Source organism: Colwellia sp. MB02u-6 (assembly GCF_014077095.1).
Classification (GTDB): domain Bacteria; phylum Pseudomonadota; class Gammaproteobacteria; order Enterobacterales; family Alteromonadaceae; genus Cognaticolwellia.
Window position 1 is genome coordinate 135683 of the sequence record NZ_JACGVG010000038.1, and the last position, 20508, is coordinate 156190.

A 20508-nucleotide genomic window follows, 5' to 3' on the forward strand; every position below is an offset into this window, starting at 1 on the left:
ATTTAACCTTCAATGACTGTATAACAAGGAATGTATTTACTACCAGGTAGCTTCATTCTTTGTTGTTCGACGAAAGAATTTAATAGTGTGTCCATTAATGCCATCATCTTACTATCACCACTTATTTTAAACGGCCCGTTTTTTCGGATTGCTTTTATGCCACTGGCTTTGACATTACCGGCAACAATACCAGAAAAAGCCCGACGCAAATTGGCGGCTAATGACGCTATACTTTGGTCATAATGTAAGTTTAATGAGGCCATGTTTTTGTGATCAGGCTCGAACGGCTGTTGAAATTCAGTTTCAATGACTAATGACCAATTAAAATGATAAGAGTCACCGGTTAATTTTCGATGTGCGACCACTTCTTCTGTGCTTAATTTAAAGGTTTTTGCCACTTGTTCAGGGTCATCAATAATAATTTTATAGAGTTGCTGTGCTGATTCACCAAGTGTGTTGGCGATAAAAGTGTCAATTTTGTGAAAATATTCCGCACTTTCAATGGGCCCAGTTAAAATAATAGGCAATTTTTGTAACTGGTTTTTTGGATGTAGCATAATACCTAAAATATAAAGCAACTCCTCTGCTGTACCTGCACCACCAGGAAATATAATAATACCATGTGACATACGCACAAAAGCTTCCAAGCGCTTTTCAATATCGGGCATAATGACTAATTCATTAACGATAGGGTTTGGTGGCTCTGCTGCAATAATACTAGGTTCAGTTAATCCTATATAGCGGCCAGTTGCGTTGCGTTGCTTGGCATGACCAAAGGTTGCTCCCTTCATTGGCCCTTTCATCGCGCCAGGCCCACAACCTGTACAAATATTAAAACCACGCAAACCCAGGTGATAACCTACCTGTTTGGTATATTGATACTCGGTACTATTAATCGAATGTCCACCCCAGCAAGTGATCAAATTAGGTGAGCTGTTAGGAATTATCGCGTTGGCATTGCGTAACATATCAAAAATAACATTAGTCACACTGTCGACGTCTTTAGTGCTGTAACAATCACCAATAAATAATATATCGCGCAACACTGCCGAAAGGTGCTCTTGAATACCCTTGATAATAATACCGTCGACAAAAGCATGTTCGGGCGGGTTATCTAAGGCTAATTTAACACCACGCTCACGCCTTAATACTTTAATTTGAAAGTCTAAAAATTGTTGGTATATATCTTCAGCATTATCTGTATGACTGCCGGCATTGAGTACAGCTAACGAACAATTACGATAGAGATTATAGAGTTCACTGGTGGCGGATTGTTGTAAACGGTCAACTTCTGCTTGAGACAGTAAATTCATTTTGCCAACAGGATTAATTTGAGTATGCATAAAGGTACTTCCTCGTGCTGATTATTATCCGTAAAGAACGCCGTCTTTCTAGCTTGATAGCATGTTCAAATACGGTGATTTGTAAAAATCAAAGGTAGACTTGTCACCTTTTTACCTAATATATTGAGCTTGTTTACCACAGTGGATTTATCGAGATTATTCAACAAATTTTTTGTCACCATAACGGCCAATAAAAGCACCTTTGGCCATAACACTTGTTAAGATAAAGGGTGTTGGTTTTTTGCTAAACTAGTGAGTTTTTTAGTATATATTTTAAGTTGATTAATTTATTATTTAACTGTAGGTCATTGTGTTTGCAAGCGTGTAACAATCTATCATCAAGTTGTTCAACAATGCTGCTAGTGCGCCAAGAGTGCATCGCGGTATCAAATAGATATTATAAAAAACTAATAGTTATTTTCGCTATAAAGCTTTCACTCATAAAATTTCAGCCATAAAAAAAAGTCTTTAAAATATACTTATTGAATGGAAACAATAGCACTACGTATGTTTGAAACTATTGCTTTTACATCAAGGCTAAAGCAATAGTTTATTGTCATATGATAATAATAAACACAACCATATAAAAAGCCAGTATAAGTGTATATCTAATAACTGACTGCTTAAAAACTACACATTGTGATGGCTTATTGTCGTAGTGTTCTTAATTTAGGCGTTTTTGTTTTGCTTGTTGAGCGAAAGGGATTAATGTCTAAGCCGCCTCTGCGGGTATATCGAGCAAAAACTGTTAGGTATTCAATCTCAGAAAAACGCTTGAGGTCACAAAAAATTCGCTCAACACATTGCTCATGAAATTCATTATGCTGGCGAAACGAAATCAAATATTTTAATAAAGTTTCATGACAAATTTGTTTACCACTGTATTCAATATAAACACTTGCCCAGTCAGGTTGATTAGTGATTAAGCAATTTGACTTTAATAAATGACAAACTAAATATTCAGTCACAACATCCGCTTGAGCATGGTTGATATTTTTCAGTATTTCAGGAGTAAGTTGGTAATGACTTACTTCAATGTCTAACTCGTCTATACATAATGCGCTATCAAGTTGTATAGCGAGTGCTGGACAGTTATTGACAGGAAAAAGTTTAACATCAGCACTAGCGCCAGCGGTAGCTGATAAGTCTTTTATTAATGCAGACTCTACACTTTGCCATGAGGAGAATCTAGTCTGATTAAAACTGTTTAAATACAGCTTAAAGGACTTTGATTCAACAATGTTTGGGCTGGTACATGGAAAACTAAATTCAGCCACCGCAACAACAGGCTTTCCCTTATCATTTAACCATGACAACTCATAGCCATACCAAACATCTTCACCTTTAAACGGCAGGTTGTTTGTGGTTAAACCTAAACTATCTCTATTTAAGCTCCTAGGTACCGCTTGTAGTAATTCTGGGGTATATTGGCTGCAATAGCTTGTTACTTGTCCAAGCGTTAACTTGCTTAACGCTTTTGCGTTTGTATAAATGCTCATTTTTGCGTAACTTCTTCTCTGGTTGTAACAAGGTTGAAATCTTTCTCTATTTTATAGGAATTAACTGCTAGATGAAAATATCAAATCACTCTCTTAATGAACTCGTATGGAAATTTTCTCAAGATTACTTACAAGCATACCAAGATAGGTTTCAACATTTACCTATTACCCAGAAAGATGAAGACTGGTCATCGCCTTGTGAGCAAGGTGTGCATGAAGAAAGTTTTTCTTTATGGCATCCAATAAAAATAGCACAAGTGCTAACGTTTGATAATGTTGAAGCGGCCTTGGAAGTCAAACTTCATGCTGACATTAAAGACTATTTTACCACTATTTATAGTGACAGCCTAGACGCCAGTTGCGTAGAAGGTGATTTGTCATTGTTATTTGCATGGAGCGAAAAAGACTTTGCTCGTTTACAAGAAAATATTATTGGCCATATTTTAATGAAAACAAAATTAAAACAAAAGCTAACGATATTTTTTGCGCTTACTGATGATGACGACCATATTATTTCATTAGACAATGACACCGGCTCAGTTTGGGTGGAAAAAGTGGGCCGTGAGCCACATAAAAAAATAGCAGAGACACTGGCTGAATTTATGTCGCAACTTACGCCAAGGATACCGCCAACCAGTATTGAAAATGCTCAGTAAACTGTAAATTTCTCAAACATTATAATGATTTTTTGGCAGTACTGAGCATAAGATTAGCTGTTTTTTTGATGGTCTAACAATTGCTTTAGCTGCTGCTTTAATTCAGTTATCTCCTGCTGCATTGGCGCTAAAGCATTTGCTATGAGTAAGTTTATTTCTGTGTTGTTAGGTTTTGCTTCAGTTGAGATTTTGGTGGTTATTTCTTGATGTTGAGTACCTATAAAGTTTGGCTCGTGGTGCCAGTTTTTTAAAGCTGAAATTATTTGTGGCAAAGGTACGGTTTGATTAAGCTGACTTTTAATCAATGCCACACTGGGCACTTTACCTTCATTGGCTAACTTGTTGGCGACGATGGAAATTTCATCAGATATAGTCATAACGCATAACTCAGGTGTTAAAGAAACAATATTTTAGCGAAAAACACTAACGCTGTCTCGCTTTGTTTTTAATTCTTTTATTTATAGTTAATATAATCAGATGGTTACGGAATTGGTTTGGTATTTGCAGTTAGTCTTATCAAACTCATTACTTTTGATAAGAGAAAAATAAAATGAAACAAACGTTATTAGCACTAATCGTTATTGCGCCGTTAACCTTGACTTTAACCGGTTGCGTTATTGCCGTTGGTGGCGAAGATGGTCACTCGATTTCTGGCGATTTTGATGATAGAGAATATGAAAATAGAAAGAAAATCGCGGGTATACAATTAAACACCACGTTTGCTGATGTTTCTCGTGTAATGGGCGTAGCTGATTTTAATGAAACTTATTTCGATGATGGAAAAACGGTTAATGTGGTTTATTTTCGTACACATCGTTTGCATAAAGATGGTTTAACAACGAAAGATGAGTGTACAAAGTTAGTGTTTGTTAATAATGAATTAACTGCCATAGAGTAAGGTTGATAACCAGTGGTGTGTTGATCGGGCTTAGTATCTCGAAGGTATGAGAAGAGGGCGATATCAATAGATATCGCCCTCTTTAGTTTTATAAAAGTAACATTTTTAGCCTCGACTAACCCTGTGATTAACGACCCGCTTGGATAAACAGCAGAGGTAAATTAGTTATGCCGCTTTGCTCTGTTTTGATGTGTTCTGCTACCACTGTTTTTTTGGCGACGAGTTACCTTGGCATTTGAACGCGTATGCACGCTTTTATCACTTGCTGAAGTTGGGCGCTTTTGGTAAGTTTTTTTAGGTGTTTTTACAGCGTTAATATAACTTTTTTTAGTACGGTCTCTATTCGTTATTACTTGATCTCTTTGGCTATAACTGTCTTTTTTTATATTTTTTTTAAGCGGATTTTTATTGATTTTTACCGCTCGATTAACCTGCAATTTATGCTTCAGGCTTTTATTTTTACTGTGGATATATTCATTACTGGGGTGTTCAGTACGGAGTTTATTCTTATTAACAAAAGGTCTTTGTTTGGTACGTAAAACTTTATTTTTTTGCACACTAGGTGTGTGACTGCGATATTTCTTCTGTATATTGGATGTGCGATACGCTACGCCTTTTCTATGGCGAGGGTTATGATGCCAACGTTTTACCTGATAACTGGTAGACACTTTTTTATTACTATGGTGTTTGTAATATCGAGACTTGTGATGATTAACAACCACATGACGATTACTCCAGTGTACGGCACCAAAGAATAGTCCAACAGTCAGGTGAACAGGGTTATGCCAATAATACGCGCCATGATGCGAAGCATAGTGCACAGGGTGGTGCCAAAAAATGGGCGGATAACGCGACCAGCGCCAATCGCCATAAACGACTCGAGTATCGTAATAAGGCACATAAATGATATCAGGCTGTTTTGACTCTATGATTATTGTTTGGCTTTTTCGAACAACCTTGACGTTTCTGATATTTTCAAGGTTACCTGCTTGATCTGCTTGTTGGCGCAATTTTTGTACACTGGCAAGCACCTGTGCTTCATCTTGTAAAAAAGCATCACCTAAGCCAGTCATCCAATGTAAATCTTCACTTAATTTTTTAAGTATCTTTGGAAAAGGTAATAGGGCTTTAACGCTGGGATCCCAATCTTTGTCTTCTGCGGCATCAGCAATTGCTTGAGTGCTTAGCAGGTTATTTTTATTTAACCATCGCTCGGCGTCAACAACTTCAATAGGATAAGTTGTAGCAATAAGAATGTGGCTAAGCAATGGGTCTGGATATAATGCTATGGGTGCTAACATTTGTGCTAACTCAGCATCAGTAAAGTGATGGGCTTGCTCCGTTAAGCTGGTTTCAATGCTTGACTCATAGAAAGTTACACTGGTGTTGTCAGCGGTAAAACCAAGGGTTGAAAACACCAAGGCGCTTGATAAAAATAGCATTAAATAAATCAGTGAGTTTTTAAAGTTAACTTTTTGCATCTTACTATTCCTTAATACGGATGATTGAAAAGCCACCTATGTTCATAGCTTAACGGTAAATAGCTAATGTAAAGTAGCTGAGGTGACTTTTTAAATTATGCTAGCAATATTAACTGCGGTAAACTGAACGCTAGCTGAATCGAGTGCTTATTGGGCTAGTTAAATTCTATAGTGGGAAATTAAGCGTAAATTTGGCACCTTTTAGTCGCGCTGACGACTCAATACACATGCTACCTTGGTAACTATTGATTAAATCTCGCACTATCGCCAAACCAATGCCATGACCATGTTGATAAGTGTCAGCTCGAGTACCACGTTTTAATATCTCTTCTCTTAAATTGGGTGCGATGCCAGCACCGTCATCTTCAATAATGATCATCATGTTTTTGGAACTGTGACTGATCTCAAGTTGTATTTCTTGCTTAGCGGCTTTGCAAGCGTTATCTAATAAGTTACCTAGTATTTCTAATAGGTCGGCTTCATCACCTTTAAAGTTGCATTCATCGGTAATATCGACAACAAATAATAAGGATTTATCACGATATATTTTTTCTAGACTCTTGATTAATTTTTTTGCTATTGGTGCTACCGCTGTACCTAAGAACCAGGAAGATTGGCCCGCGCTTTGTGCCTTGCGTAACTGATATTCAATGATGGCATTAATAATGTTGAGCTGTTCTTGAGTTAGTGGCGATAGTGCGGCTTGAGTTTGCATAACGGCAAGGGGTGTTTTTAAACTATGAGCGAGATCTGATAAGGCATTTCGATAGCGTTGGCGCTGTTTTTGTTCGGCATTTAATAATAAATTCAATTGCTCAGTCACTTGATGTAGCTCGGTTGGATAAGTGCCCATAAGACGTTTACTTTTACCTTGTTCGACATCACTGAGCTCTATTTGTAAGGTTTTTAACGGCTTTAACGTCCATAACGACCAAAGGTATTGAATCAATAAAAGTACCAGCATTAAACCGGCTAACCCTAGCATTAATTGGCGATGAAATTCTGCCATCATCTGAGTTAAGTCGTTTTGTTGCTTAATAATATGTAGGGTCATGGCCAAAGGTTGTTGTTCACTGCCATAACTGACACTTAAGCTATATACAAAGTGTGGTTGTGCTGCTATCTGAGCTTGATAAAATGCACTCTCTCCTAAGTGAGGTTGTTGAAAGTTTTCTGCCGGCCATGGCGACAGTAATGACTGAGAACTCCAAAGCTTTTCAGATGAGGCGGGTAGTTGATGTGCCGTATTTTCTTGCCTTGTTGCTGAGCTACTAGTGAGCACAGCATATAAGCCTGACTGGCTAACATTAAATTGCGTTTCCAATAATAGCTCAGGCATCAGCAAGGTGTCATTTTCAACTTCAATAATGGCTAGAATAGAGTAAGAATAAGCAGAGAGTTCATTCTTTAAACTAGCAAGCATATGTTTTTCATAGGCATTACTGATAATTAACCCAACAATGGGCAATAAGATGAAAATCATTAATAAGGCACTAAGCAGCACTCTAGTTTTTAATGATTTAAGTGACTTCTTTAGCGAATATAACAACTAAATTTACCTTTTGTAAAATAAAAACCCAATGCTATGTTAGTTTAATTAACCAGAGATTAAGTGTGTTAAATCTTTTAATAAGTAGCCTTGGCCACGTAAAGTTTCAATAAATTGGTATTGGTTTTCAGGGTCAAGTTTCTTTCGTAGTCGGCGGATAAAAACTTCTATTACGTTGGAGTCCAAGTCAAAGTCTTGATCATAAATATGTTCAGTGAGCTGTGTTTTTGATTTGACTTCACCTAAATGGTGCATTAAGTATTCAAATAATTTGTATTCATAACTACTGAGCGAAATAACCTGTTTATTAACAATAACTTGCCTACTTGCGGTGTTAATCGCAAAGGGGCCATTTGCGATTAACGGACTTGCTTGACCAGCACTGCGTCGAATTAAGGCATTTAACCGTGCTAATAGCTCTTCAATATGAAAAGGTTTAGTTAAGTAATCATCAGCGCCGGCGTCTAATCCAGCGACTTTATCTTGCCAACTGCCACGCGCCGTGAGTATTAATATGGGAAAAATAAACCCTTGTTCGCGCAAGGACTTAACAACGCTTACGCCATCAATTTTTGGTAAGCCTAAATCAATAATAGCCGCATCGTACGGAAACTCTTGGCCTTGAAATAAGCCATGCTCACCATCACTGGCAACATCGACACAGTATTTTGCCATAATTAAATGATCTTTCACGTGTTGTTGCAGATTCTTATCGTCTTCAATGAGCAAAATTCGCATTAATTAGTTTCCTGATACACGGCCTGATTGGGCGTCAACGTTAACTGAAATTACATGACCGTTGTCTTTAAGTAACTTTACTCGGTAGCTTGGATTTTTTTTAGAACCATTGTTATTAACTTTTAGTATTTTACCACCAAATTTATTTTGAACAATTCGGGCAGCTTGTTGAGGGCTAAGTGACTTAGCACTGTTAGATTGACCATATTTAGTTTTTACAATCATCAAGCTATTAGGCGTAGTCTCAATACTAGCAAACACTGGGGCTGCTATTAATGACGTTACTACGCTTAACATAAATAATTGTTTTTTCATTGTGAAACCTTATTAAAACGACTGATCAAAACGAGATTGTCAAACAGTGTAAAATAATGATGGATAGAATCCAAGTAGGGGGTATTTTAAAATAACTAAACTGAATGCTTTCTGAATATAAGCTCACTGTTTTATCCGCCTGCATCTTATGGTGTTTAATAACGGTAATATTTAAAAGTCAAAAATAGTGTTCAGGCAGGGTTCAGAATAACTCAGGTTAAATGACAGCCATACTTTATCGAGGCTATCATTATGTTTAATAAAATTTTTTATAAACGGTTTAATCAGAAATCTACAATCAACTTAACAGCAACATTGTTATTGATAAGCCAAGTGTCTCTTGCACAAACGCCCCTAGAAGTGGAGCAGGTAAGTCGCTCTGCGAGTGGATTAAAAAGTAATGCATTCGAGCGTGAAAAAATTAACCCTAACCTTAACCTTAAAGAGCAAGTCAATATTTCCCAGAGAACCTTAGCATTTAAAGGCATGAGTCGAGCTGAGGTAAGCTATGCTCGCCAGCAAAAAGCAACATCAAATTTACTCACCTTAGCGCTAAGTCAATATGTTGAATATGATGCCGGTTCGTATCATAGCTTTTCAATTTACAGCGCTTTCAGTGAACTTATTCTGGATATTGATGAAGACGGCTATTATCAGCGCTTTAGCGTAACATTCGATGCCGATATATTATCGTCAATGGCTAATAAACAAGCCGTTGTTTATGCTGATTTATATTTGAGTCAAAATGGTGGACCTTGGGCTTTGTACTTTTCTAGTGATAACTTTGTTATTACTGGCGAAGATAGTGAAGATGAATTTGAAGTGATTACTCAGTTAGATTCAGGTTATGTAGCAGATCATTATGATGTGTTAATTGACTTATACGAAGTGGGCTTTAGTGCTGTGGTGGCGACTTACAGCGCCAATAATACTAATGCGCTTTATGCACTGCCATTGGAAAGTAGTGACTATGATCCTGAGTATATAGCGGTTGAATACTACGATGAACACTCAGGAGGCAGCAGTTGGTTGTTTTTCGGGGCCTTATTGGCCTTAGTTTACCGTTATTTTTTAGTTAAATTCGGATGATATTAAAAATCAATTAAACTGACAAGGTTATGTTATTTCGTAGTAATAAAGCGATTATTAGCGAAAATAGCGCGGCTTGTTACTTATGTCTAGTAATAAAGTTTGACCTGATTTCTAATATCCTGATATGGTTGAGAGATAAAAAAAATAAAAATCGTACTATTTATGAGGGACTCTAAATGTCACCAGAAGTCATTGAAAAAACCAATGTCGATATAAAAGCTGCATATCTTTCGGCCGAAGATTTAAAATTAGCCGCATCATTATTATACCAAGCGTATCATGACGATCCGGTTTTTCTTGAAATATTCTCTGCAGATAAAAGCGATTATGAACAACGCTTACGGGCAGCGATACGTGAAGAACTAAATGTTTTTTGGCAAGCAAAGCAGCCAATGATCGGTTTGTATTTAGGTGAAACTATGGTGGGTGTTGCCTGCTTAAATAACCCTGAAGAAGGTGTGTCATCTGAGCGATTTTGGCATTGGCGCTTGAAAATGATGCTTGGTGCAGGTTATTTTAGTACCAAACAAATGATTGAAAAAGAAAAAATTGTTTTAGCGACAGTACCGTTGAAAAAATTTCACATGTTGTCTTTTATTGCTATACACCCATTACATCAACACCATGGCTTTGGTCATTATCTAATGGCAGCAGTCAATACCATTTTATCAGAGCATAAAGACAGTGAAGGTGTCGCCGTTTACGCTACCAGTAAAAAATATAAAGCATTTTTTAAAGACGTAAACTATCAGTTTATTAAAGAAGTTGCTGTTGGTAATGTCTCTGGTTCTTTGATGGTTTATTATCGAGAAGCAGCGGAAAATTAATGCTTAACCATTTAGCTGTCAATCTTATATAAGTAAAGTGATACAACTAAAGCTTCACTTTAGTTAGCTAAATAATCAATTCGGTACATGGGTGATGGTTTTCATTGCTTATGGGGGACTGGTATTTAGTTATTCGCTGTGATGTTACAGCGATGTTAGCACTTAAATAACTAAAAGGTTTTCTGATAAAATTTCTAGTAGGGTTTTTGTTATAGACCCGCCTCACTTCTAACTTACTTCCCAACGAGTAAGCCAATAAAGTGTTACCTATGGTGTTATCGATTTTGGTAATATTTTTACATAGAGACTCTTATATAAACGCACTCACATCGATATATGAGTTAGCAAGGTTATTCAGAGGCAGTTGCCAATAACAAGATTTTTTTGGTGTTGGTAACCGACTTCGCACTACTTTCACCCTCTATTGAGCGGCCTTAAATTCTGTCTGGTAGCGAACCCGTTCTCAGCTTACACAAGTCTGCATCTTAAAGTGTAAGGGTTACAATACCAGTAGTTTGTTTTTCGTACACCTGAATGCGCCAACTCAATGTAAGACATGTCTCACATTACTGTAAGATATAATACTTTTGGTAGACATGTAAATCTTTAATTGTATTTTAAGTTATTGTTTTTATTGTTTTATTTTTAATTATTTAATGTTGCGATTGATTTTATGATGATTTTTTTAAATCACCTACTTTGAAAAGCTAGCATTTAGTCTACTATTATACCTGTCAGGAAGACAAAGGGATTACGAATAACGGTGATGGTTTACCACTAGGATGCTTAGATTAGCAAAGAGATAGGATGTCTCGCAAGGATAGATTGAATAATTGTCACGGAATAATCATCAGGAAGATGAATATAGACAATTGATGTAACTAGGATAGTTATTATTAAGGACAATATGGACAGCAAAAGGTTTGCTAGGAAAGGCTAGGGATAGCTCTTTATGGATGAAGAGGGAACATTATATAGTTATGCAGGATGCATATAAGCTAGTTATAGAAATGCGGTTCATTGAACCGCTTTTTTTTGTCTAAAATTCAATCAACGTACTAAAGCCAGTCTAATTTAAAGCCAATCTAACAAGCAATTTTGTCAAAGCTTATTTTAAATGAGGCCATTAACCCCTCTTCAAATCAAATCAACAATTAATTCAAGGCTGGTTTATTTTTATTTATCAGGCCAATTAATATTCAATTAAATTAGCATAAAAAGATGATTTCCCTAACCTAGCTTGACTACCTTTTAATGAGAAACTGTAACCGCAGAGTGAAAATTTGTTTTTAAAAGCGATATTTTTAATTAACGCTTTGGTGTCTAATGGTGAGAAATAAGCATAATACTTGTTATCTATTGTACTGACACTATAGGTTCTGATCACTTCTGCTTTCGTAAACTCTATGATTTTACAGCTTTTATCACCTTCAGCATTACCTAGGGCCCAAACGTTAAGGTTATCTTCAACACTAGCTTGCCACTGGATAACAATAGCGTTATTAGCAGCGATCATAATAGAGAAGTTGTCTGGCAATGTTATCTGATGTTGAAATTCTTTTGCTTTTTTTTGAATTTCACTTGTGTGTTCCACAGGATTTTTGGCCGGTGTTTGCTTATCAAATAGCATTGATATAATGAATGCTAGTACTAATAAAAAGCTAATCAAGGCTATAAAGAGTTGGCTCTTTTTTTTGCTAAAAAGCGCTAAGCGAATTGACTCAGCAAGCTCAGTCTTGTCTTGCGTACTATCACTGAAGTGACTGCCACTGGTGGTTGAAGAGGTATTTTGACTATTATCTGCAAGTGGTGAATAATCATTTTTATTATGCAAAGATTGATTGATATTGACACTATTCATAGTAGGTTCAATACGTTGACTGTTTCGAGAGTTAGTTTTTTTTAGTTGTTGAAAATCAGATAAGTTAACTGGACCATTATAACCAAGTGTATAGCGCCTTTGACTTTTACTTGGGTAAGTTAAAAGTACGACCATCATAAGTAAAGGTATTAATAGCAACCAATAACTACTGTTGTAGCCAGTAAAAACAATAAAAAAACCTGTTATCAAAAAACTGCCCGCAGGTGCTAGAATCCAAGTGTTATGTAGGTGCGCATCATTGAGTCGGCGCTGCGTAGCCGCTAAGTATGTTGATGAACATAATAACAGTATAAAAATGGCGCTGAATTTATGATCACTCAAGCTTTCATTTAGTATGATAAAAGCAAGAAAACATGTAAGACTAATAAAGATAAAACGTTGTCGGTTATCAAAACCGTGCCAGCAAAATAGCGACTTAATAAGTTGCAAAAGACCTCCAAAAATAAGTTAGCTATATGGCGGTATACGCTAACTTGAAAATTACTAAAATAAAACTCAATGAGACTTATCAAGGGTAACCAATTTATCCTGCGAAGTCAGTTTATCTGAGATATTTGTTTGTGCACTTATAGTCATTTATCAAACTATTTTTAGAATATCAATTAAAGTAGACTTTATGCTGTCAAACAGACACAGAGCTAGGGAAGCGATTAAGTACAGAGCAAAAAATAGCGCTGTATTTATAGAGAGAATATTAAGTTATATAATTTAGGTCAATATGGATACTTTCCAGGACGTGCAGATTATTCATGGAGTGAACAGGCCCTTTTGGAAGACATAATTAGCGAAATCAAAAAAGCGACTTAAGATCGCTTTTCCTTTACCTGCTTATTTATTCAGCGTTGTGTTAGTTAACTCGGTAAGGGGGCGTGTCGATATTGTCAAGTTTGTAACCACGTAATATCATTGTGCCATGGTATGTAGATTCACCATCACCACTAAATTCAAAATCAAAATGACTTAACCAATGTGGTCCTAAGCGTTTAGAGAACCTAAATCGACTCGATAAACGCGCTATCGCTAAAAATTGCAAATTTTCTTGTTTACAATATTTATCAACATGGGAACGAGCATACTCAGATACTTTGCGCAAATACACAAAATACCAAAAGAGTAAGCCAATAAAAAGTAGATAGTAAATATTTTCCATGAGAATGCCTATGGTTTAAAAAGCGTGCCAATGGCTTGGGCCAAATCAGGGCTGCGTTTTGGTGAACGAATGGCTTGTAATAGTACGGGGCGTATCATCGGTATTGCAACTAAATCTTTGAATATTGCTGCAAATAAGACCTTGTTTTTATCTTTTATTAAATGCTCTAAGTAAACAAAAAGCATTTTTTCAGTACTTAATATTGGCCATAAACGACCAGCAATAATAATCAGTATATCTTCATCTAACTTTTGATCAGCGATTAGATTACTCAGCAGGCCTTGACTGTAGTTTTGCTCTGTACTCGATGCAAGTGCACGTAACAATGCAATGGTAACGACGGTATTGTTACTGGTTTTTGCTTGTTGAAAACGTAGTGTTATTTGCTCAATAACGTCAACAGGTAAGCTAACGTTTTCAAGTGCAGAAGATAAGGGTACAAGTACTTGTTCAGGCAAGTAACTTAAAGCGTTGGTTAAAACCTCAGTGTTGTTAGCTTCGTTGAGTCGAAAGGCAAAGTCAGATAAACCTTGCACCCCAAGGTCTTGCCAAGCTTCCCATCCGTTGACACCCGATAAGTAACGTTGTGCAGGTGCATAAAACTTGCTAGCCGCTTGTTTAAACGACGTTGACAAAACACTATTTATCGCAGCTAATTTATACTGAGCCGGTGTAAAGTGATAAGGATTTTTCTTTAGTAACGCCTCTTGTTGCTCGGTTGGATTTACCATCAGGTTTTCACCTAAGGCTTCAACAATAATGGCAATAAAATGATTCCTAGCTCCTTGATTTAATAGACCTCGTTCATCTAACGGTAGTTTGACAAACCATAAGTAAGGGCTAGTAGATTGCTTTTGCCAAAATGCAATGGCAAGCATTGCATGACCTTGAATTGGAAAGGGGTAAGGCAGTTGAGCTGCTTCAATTTGTTCAAATTGCTCTATGGATATTTTATCTACTCGACGACCAATGTCGTAAATACAATATTGAGAATCTGATAAGTTCAGTAATGCTGAAATTGAAGAAATAGTGTCCGAAGTTATACTCATAGAATCTACTGTCGCTATTAAAAGTTTGATAAGTGGCTAGGTGTCGTTATGACTCAACATTATAGAGATAACGCTGCTTTAACTCCACCGTTAATCTTAATCCGGTGATTTTAGGTAATGGCAATGATTATTAGCTTATATCTATAAAATTTTTACTGCACAATTTATATTTAGCACTTAAAGTAGCACTGCTGTGACGTTAATAAATCCAGCACTAAATTTGAGCAGGTAAAAATCTATTTTGACCGCTAAACTGGCTAAGTATTATTTTTATCAAACGATTAATAACAACAGTACAGTAACAACAAATATTGACAATTTGGCCTGTGAGGTATTAACCAGATTATTTTGAACAATATAAGTTAATGTGACAGAGAAAAATAAATTAACATGACAATTAAAAATGCGGGTACGGTAATTGTTGATAAACCACGATTGAAAATTTTATATCAAGATGAATATCTTGTCGCTGTTGATAAACCTCCTGGGCTTTTTGTCCACCGAAGCTTTATGGACAAAGATGAAATTTACTTTGCCTTACAACTTATTCGCGATCAAATTGGCCAATATGTTTACCCATTACATCGCCTTGATAGACCGACATCAGGTGTGTTGTTATTTGCCTTAACTCAGGATGTAGCTCGCTTAATGGGGCAAGCGTTTAGCGATAGGAAGATAAAAAAAACTTATTTTGCCTTAACGCGCGGACATTTGCTAAATGAAGGTGTTATTGATCACCCATTAAAAGAAAAGCTTGATGATTTAGGGGATAAAAATGTTAGCCGTGATAAAGAAGCGCAAAGTGCAGAAACATTTTACAAGTCAGTCGCTATTGTGTCATTGCCGGTGCCGTTAGGTAAGTATACAAGCGTGCGATATTCGTTAATTAAATGTCAACCTCATACTGGACGCCGTCACCAAATTCGTCGACATCTCGCTCATTTACGCTACCCTATCATTGGTGATATAAATTATGGTGACAATAAGCAAAATCCATTTTTTGGTGAGCACTTTGGTTTTAAACGTTTGATGTTAATAGCTAAAAAGGTGGAGTTTATTCACCCCGTAACAGGGCTGGAAATATTAATTGAAGCTGAGTTTGATGAGCAATGGCAGCAGATATTTAATGTCTTTAAGTGGTAACACTCAGCTTTTAAAATTGTGGTGTATTATTTGTCTCAATCTAACGAATCACGGTCTGCTAATTTACATTGCTCATTCTTTGTTGCAATATTTAACCTAACTACGTTAGCTTGATACCCACTACCTTAAATGATGGTGGGTATCAGCCTATATATTCTATGGTGTTAGCGGTCGCATAACAATAAAGAGGGCTAGGGTGCGCTGAACTTTCACACCTGCTTTGGGTTCTAGGTAAAGTTGAAAACCGTTTAATAAAGTCGGTAACTGGAATTATTACGTTTAGATACGAAAATATCTTTCAAAAAGTTGTAAGTTAACTTTAATCCAGAGTCGACACGGTTGAACAACCAAATGAGTTAACAGCCTCCTGATTGCCGACATTCCCCATAGATTAAAAGACATGTTTTTTTGATGGAATCTTTTGTCATTGAATCATTTAGGCTGACAGACAACTAAGCCAAAACGGTTGTTCATTATAAAATTACTAATGCTAACTTTGTGCGTAAAACTGAACTAATTATCTGATAGTGTCAGCTTTTTTTACAGTCAGCTATAAGACAGTAAGTGGACTACGTTTAGAGCAAATAGGCATGGATTTTGGTCTGAAAAGTGCGCTTAGCGGAAGCTACAACATCTTTATACCTAAGGTCCGCTGTAAGCTCTACAAGGCCATTAGTGATATTGATTTACTTTCAAAATATCAAATGCCAGATACAAAAAAAACACCAACCATTACTACTAATATTTTATAAAATAAAACAATTATAAAATATTAAAGATGTTTATTAAATCGACGTGAGACTAGACCAATTATTCCTAATACAAAAATGGCAAGTGTCGATGGTTCAGGGACATCTTGCGCTACTGGTGGATCATGGGCCCATACGCTCATATGTGACAAAGCATTATTTTTAATAAACATATCCTTATCCCATGTTCCTTCAAATTTATATGTGGTATCCCCAAAGCTTATATTTAACTTATCATCGTCAATCAAATCATAGAAATTGAAATCATAAATAGCCCATGAACCATCATCATTACCGCCACTATTTGGCCCCTTCATTACAAAAGCCAAATGGTCAAACACACTTGGTCGACCTAATGCTTTTGTCACAAACTCAATAGCAGAAGGGTCCACTGCTAATGACCAGGTTCCATTGTCAATAAACGACATGTCAATTACTGATCCTAGGTTGTAATTCCCTATAGAATCGTATTTAAAATTCCACTCCCCTCCTGACGTCGTTTCCGCACCACCCAAACGAATCCATCCGGGATCATTGGCTTCACCAATACCATCTAGATTAACCATAGAGTCTCTATCGTTTGTTAGAAAATAATCTCCGGGAACATAATAACTATCTTTATCTTGACCTTGACCTTTTAATACAGCTTCACTATTCAATAGTCCATCACCAAGACCACCCATATTTGGCTTTGGATTATTTCCCCAATCATTATCAGGATAGGTAACAAACCCTAAACAAGAAGTAGAATCGATAACTTTATTAGCAGGAACAATATTCCCCCCAGCTGCCGCAACGGCAGTGATACCTGTTATTTGGACGCTTGTCGTTGAACATTTTTCATCACTTTCAACTTCCTTAATAATGCCTGCATGACTGAAACCGCAAACTATCAAAGTAAAAACTGTGGTAGTAAATATGATTTTTTTCATTTCATTTCATTTCCTTGTAATTAAATAAATAAATAATTAACTAACCCCACTTTTTAGCAATATATATACCACAATTACAATCCCCTTAATTATTAAGATGTTGGTTTTCGTTGGTTTTAGTTTAAAATAATAACTGTAAAAAAAATGGACATAATAAGGGTACCTAGAAAGCTCATAGTATTATGAACTACTTATTCTATATGCTAGTTTTATGAATTTTATCCCAAGAAAAACTTTGTGTTTCATATCTAAGAAACACAAGTTTTGACAATTAAAACTGATGAGTTATGTAAGGTTTTTCAGAGGAGATACCGCTTAAGAGTAAAATATTTTTGACTGCTATGGTGACTCAGGAGTTAGTCACGACAGAGTAGTTCTATGCCCTCTAAAAGCTATCGTTCATATTCGATTTTGAATCGTGAATTATGAGTCTTGAGTTCAATTACACAAAGAAACTAAATCGTTTCCACTACCTTGAACTTCACAAATACGTTTATTGCGTTCTTTTCCGCACTAAATTTCAACCCAAGCACCTGACCATATTTATCTTTTAAATAAAGTTGAATACGAGCTATATCGCCTCTAATGCTTACACCTGATTCAACAGTTTTATTAACCTTATCGTATTCAAAGTTATATTGACCATAAGCTCTATTTTCACCAATAATTTCCGAATAAGGTAAGTTACTACTATCAGCATTAACTTCACCAATAGCAGGTGTTAAATTCACTAAATCATTATAGACATTACGAAAGTCCTATTTACTTTTTGACCACAATCACGGCCTAATTTTAGCTTACCATTAGACTTTAAGCATTGAGGGAATTGATTACGTTCACGCCCCCAACAGGCTAATTGCTTTCCCATAGTGCTTGCTGGTAATACATGCTGCCACTCTATACGGTTATCACGTACATTTTCTTTACCTGACTTGGTTATTGGTCTTCTTGGTTCATATCCGCACTAGATTGGTCTACTTCTTTTTTATCATTGAAAGTGCAGCCACAATAAAATGATGTATGGTGATTTTTATATACCTGAGTTAAAGCTAACTTTTTAGCTTTGCTAAAAGAGCTTGGTATATCAGTCGTGTAGCCGACAGTCGTTATAAACGATAAAAGTAATAGGATAATTTTCATATAGTTATTCGATTGTTATTTGATCTTCGCCCAATATTATACGGTAACTCAGTAAATTCAAGGATGAACATATGGATCAGCAACTTCCACCGTGGGCTTTAGTCAAAGCATGGCTAGATATTTTGCACCAAGACACTCCTCAGCATGTAAAAGATAAGCGGCTAAAAGTGCTGTTCCATTACTTTGGTTCAATTAAATCAGCGATGAGATACGTTGAAGATAATGATGATTATCGACAAGTATCATAAAGTGGTAGGTTTATTAATTTAATCAAGAAATAAATCATTCACCTAATTCCTTAGGAGGTTTATCTTCAACCATCATGACTTCAATTAACTTGCCTTGTTATGGGTATATGAATCAGAGGAATTGGCTCTTAATATTTTCAAATATCGGATGCAGATGTGGATAAGACTTAATAAGCTCAGAGATAATTCTTTCGGAATTCTCGATGCGGTCTTTAAAACGCCCCTTTAAATACTTGAGTCTTTCTGGAGTAATTTCTTCTTTTTTTTCCTGAAGTTGCTGTAAAAGCATGTCATCGTTTCGTATTAACAATCCAAGCTGTAATAATGCCTTGATATTTAAAGCACTTAAGAACCCAAGCTTTTCAATATCGCTGATAGAACTAATTTTTCCATAAGATGACCACCTCAAACGCTTTTGAATTTCAAATTCATCTTCTAGCGTTGTTGGAATTTCATGTGCTGCATATGAGTAGTGCTCGTAAATATTTGCAATCTCAGAAAATAAGGCATTGAGTAACGTGCTCCTTTGATGTTTTTGCTCTTGCAAGTATCTATAGTAAGCAAAAGTCGCAGCAGCAGCAGCGATAATCAAAGCACCGCCTAGTGTGTACCAGTTAAAAGTTACGCCACTCATTTCTTCCCTCTTAGGAGTTAAATAATCAACATTAATAACGCTTCAATGGAACCGTTGGTTACTAGTAGGAACTTATATTCCCTTTAACAATCGCCATTTATGACCATAATGAATAGTGTTAAACAATTAAAGGAGACTCCAAGTGCTTTAATTAAAGCACTTGGTATTGATTTAGCCAATTTAGTTTTCAATACACACGGTGTCGATGAGTAACAATAGTTAATCAAAGATAGAACTTCACTTATTAACTGGCTTCTAGGTAAGATTTGGCTTGATTATGCTCAACAGCTAATATCTCATTCACCAAAAGACATAACATTTGAGTTCCACCGTGGCTGTTCTATACATGTAATTACCCGCTTCTTTTTTTACCGTCGGATTTTGGGGCAGATAACTCGCAATATAGTTAAAGACACCATTACCATATATTTGACTGCAGCCACTTAAGTTGAGAGTTCGAGGCAGGTTAATAATTTTTATCATTAGAATTTAATCACAGATTACAGCTTGCATTGTTTAAGTAACTTTTGCTTTCTATAAGTAAGGCTGCTTAAGGGGATTTATATTAAGGCGACTGGGTTTTTATATCTATTCACCATTTACTATGCATAAGCTCAGTCCTAATGGCTTAAGCCTATATGCAAGTAAGTGAACTACAGCTATTGTCGCTCAGGAGACAGTCCTGTGATATTCAATCAGGTTTGGAGTGCATGACTGCTGCCCGTGGTAAGTCATCTCGAAACGGTAACTAATGCCACTTTGCAGACATAAAGTTGAAGTATCAGTTCTATATTGTAATAACTACTTTGTATTATAAAGCTGACGTTTTATAAAATAGAGTACTAGTTTAAATAATGAAATAACCAGAAATAATAAACAAAAAAAACACCAAGTAGTCATTTCTACTACATAAAAATCCTGTGAAATGTTCATCACATTTACACCAAGTTAACTGAGGCGAAATGCCGCAATACTTAGAGTAGAAAAAATTCAAATATTATGGGCATCAACTGAGCTAAAAAGAGCAATATGATCGCGCAAGCCTTTTAGATCTAGTGAAGATGTGTCGACATTAGTTCAGAACGGTTTCTCTTTACAACCTTCACTAATAAGGCGAACGGCAATGGTAAACGAACAGCTTTCCATAGGGGGACGTTTGTTTTTAATGTTGTGAAAACAGTTA

The 20508-nt window shown here is 36.2% G+C and carries 18 protein-coding genes and 1 pseudogene; 6 read left to right on the forward strand and 13 right to left on the reverse strand.

Features of this window, described 5'->3' with window-relative positions; genetic code table 11:
• Positions 1-2 precede the first annotated feature (2 nt).
• Positions 3-1343 (reverse strand): nucleotide 5'-monophosphate nucleosidase PpnN, encoded by a 1341-nt coding sequence (gene ppnN / locus H4J46_RS15545; RefSeq protein ID WP_182234445.1) that lies wholly within the window; start codon positions 1341-1343, stop codon positions 3-5.
• A 647-nt stretch (positions 1344-1990) separates the two neighbouring features.
• Complete coding sequence (gene queF / locus H4J46_RS15550) at positions 1991-2842, reverse strand: NADPH-dependent 7-cyano-7-deazaguanine reductase QueF (protein WP_182234447.1); 852 nt, start codon at positions 2840-2842, stop codon at positions 1991-1993.
• A gap of 71 nt (positions 2843-2913) precedes the next feature.
• Between queF and syd the strand changes: the two genes are divergently transcribed.
• Positions 2914-3498: a SecY-interacting protein gene (syd, locus tag H4J46_RS15555; protein WP_182234449.1), complete on the forward strand. Its 585-nt coding sequence runs from the start codon at positions 2914-2916 to the stop codon at positions 3496-3498.
• Between the two features lie 53 nt (positions 3499-3551).
• On the opposite strand, the gene H4J46_RS15560 is transcribed toward syd, so the two are convergent.
• The gene (locus tag H4J46_RS15560; RefSeq protein ID WP_182234901.1) at positions 3552-3875 is read right to left on the reverse strand and encodes a hypothetical protein; all 324 of its coding nucleotides are present in this window, start codon (positions 3873-3875) and stop codon (positions 3552-3554) included.
• Between the two features lie 173 nt (positions 3876-4048).
• Between H4J46_RS15560 and H4J46_RS15565 the strand changes: the two genes are divergently transcribed.
• Positions 4049-4396, forward strand: a complete 348-nt coding sequence (locus H4J46_RS15565) for a DUF3192 domain-containing protein (RefSeq protein WP_182234451.1) — start codon at positions 4049-4051, stop codon at positions 4394-4396.
• Between the two features lie 161 nt (positions 4397-4557).
• On the opposite strand, the gene H4J46_RS15570 is transcribed toward H4J46_RS15565, so the two are convergent.
• From H4J46_RS15570 to H4J46_RS15585, 4 genes are all read right to left on the reverse strand, one after another.
• Positions 4558-5877 (reverse strand): DUF3300 domain-containing protein, encoded by a 1320-nt coding sequence (locus H4J46_RS15570; protein ID WP_259365901.1) that lies wholly within the window; start codon positions 5875-5877, stop codon positions 4558-4560.
• A 166-nt stretch (positions 5878-6043) separates the two neighbouring features.
• On the reverse strand, positions 6044-7360 hold the full coding sequence (locus H4J46_RS15575; RefSeq protein ID WP_182234453.1) for an ATP-binding protein: 1317 nt from the start codon (positions 7358-7360) through the stop codon (positions 6044-6046).
• Positions 7361-7474: 114 nt separating this feature from the next.
• Positions 7475-8164 (reverse strand): response regulator transcription factor, encoded by a 690-nt coding sequence (locus H4J46_RS15580; RefSeq protein ID WP_182234455.1) that lies wholly within the window; start codon positions 8162-8164, stop codon positions 7475-7477.
• Positions 8165-8167: 3 nt separating this feature from the next.
• Positions 8168-8479: a PepSY domain-containing protein gene (locus H4J46_RS15585; protein ID WP_182234457.1), complete on the reverse strand. Its 312-nt coding sequence runs from the start codon at positions 8477-8479 to the stop codon at positions 8168-8170.
• A gap of 252 nt (positions 8480-8731) precedes the next feature.
• Between H4J46_RS15585 and H4J46_RS15590 the strand changes: the two genes are divergently transcribed.
• Together H4J46_RS15590 and H4J46_RS15595 are read left to right on the forward strand one after the other, a co-directional pair.
• Positions 8732-9568: a choice-of-anchor H family protein gene (locus tag H4J46_RS15590; RefSeq protein ID WP_182234459.1), complete on the forward strand. Its 837-nt coding sequence runs from the start codon at positions 8732-8734 to the stop codon at positions 9566-9568.
• A 179-nt stretch (positions 9569-9747) separates the two neighbouring features.
• Positions 9748-10398 carry a GNAT family N-acetyltransferase gene (locus H4J46_RS15595; protein WP_182234461.1) on the forward strand — a complete coding sequence of 217 codons (651 nt, stop codon included), beginning with the start codon at positions 9748-9750 and terminating at the stop codon, positions 10396-10398.
• A 1192-nt stretch (positions 10399-11590) separates the two neighbouring features.
• Here the strand turns inward: H4J46_RS15595 and H4J46_RS15600 are convergent.
• From H4J46_RS15600 to H4J46_RS15610, 3 genes are all read right to left on the reverse strand, one after another.
• Positions 11591-12601 carry a hypothetical protein gene (locus H4J46_RS15600; protein ID WP_182234463.1) on the reverse strand — a complete coding sequence of 337 codons (1011 nt, stop codon included), beginning with the start codon at positions 12599-12601 and terminating at the stop codon, positions 11591-11593.
• Between the two features lie 526 nt (positions 12602-13127).
• The gene (locus tag H4J46_RS15605; protein WP_182234465.1) at positions 13128-13430 is read right to left on the reverse strand and encodes a DUF3301 domain-containing protein; all 303 of its coding nucleotides are present in this window, start codon (positions 13428-13430) and stop codon (positions 13128-13130) included.
• 8 nt (positions 13431-13438) lie between these two features.
• A complete protein-coding gene (locus H4J46_RS15610; protein WP_182234467.1) occupies positions 13439-14479 on the reverse strand; it encodes a DUF3549 family protein in 1041 nt (346 codons plus the stop codon).
• Between the two features lie 390 nt (positions 14480-14869).
• On the opposite strand from H4J46_RS15610, the gene truC reads away from it, so the two are divergent.
• Complete coding sequence (gene truC, locus H4J46_RS15615) at positions 14870-15622, forward strand: tRNA pseudouridine(65) synthase TruC (protein WP_182234469.1); 753 nt, start codon at positions 14870-14872, stop codon at positions 15620-15622.
• Positions 15623-16394: 772 nt separating this feature from the next.
• Here the strand turns inward: truC and H4J46_RS15620 are convergent.
• The gene (locus H4J46_RS15620; protein WP_182234471.1) at positions 16395-17303 is read right to left on the reverse strand and encodes a PEP-CTERM sorting domain-containing protein; all 909 of its coding nucleotides are present in this window, start codon (positions 17301-17303) and stop codon (positions 16395-16397) included.
• A gap of 455 nt (positions 17304-17758) precedes the next feature.
• A pseudogene (locus tag H4J46_RS15625) lies at positions 17759-18037 on the reverse strand (endonuclease); the annotation flags it as partial.
• A gap of 477 nt (positions 18038-18514) precedes the next feature.
• Between H4J46_RS15625 and H4J46_RS15630 the strand changes: the two are divergent.
• Positions 18515-18691 carry a hypothetical protein gene (locus tag H4J46_RS15630; protein WP_182234475.1) on the forward strand — a complete coding sequence of 59 codons (177 nt, stop codon included), beginning with the start codon at positions 18515-18517 and terminating at the stop codon, positions 18689-18691.
• 112 nt (positions 18692-18803) lie between these two features.
• On the opposite strand, the gene H4J46_RS15635 is transcribed toward H4J46_RS15630, so the two are convergent.
• Positions 18804-19325 carry a hypothetical protein gene (locus tag H4J46_RS15635; RefSeq protein ID WP_182234477.1) on the reverse strand — a complete coding sequence of 174 codons (522 nt, stop codon included), beginning with the start codon at positions 19323-19325 and terminating at the stop codon, positions 18804-18806.
• Positions 19326-20508: the final 1183 nt, after the last annotated feature.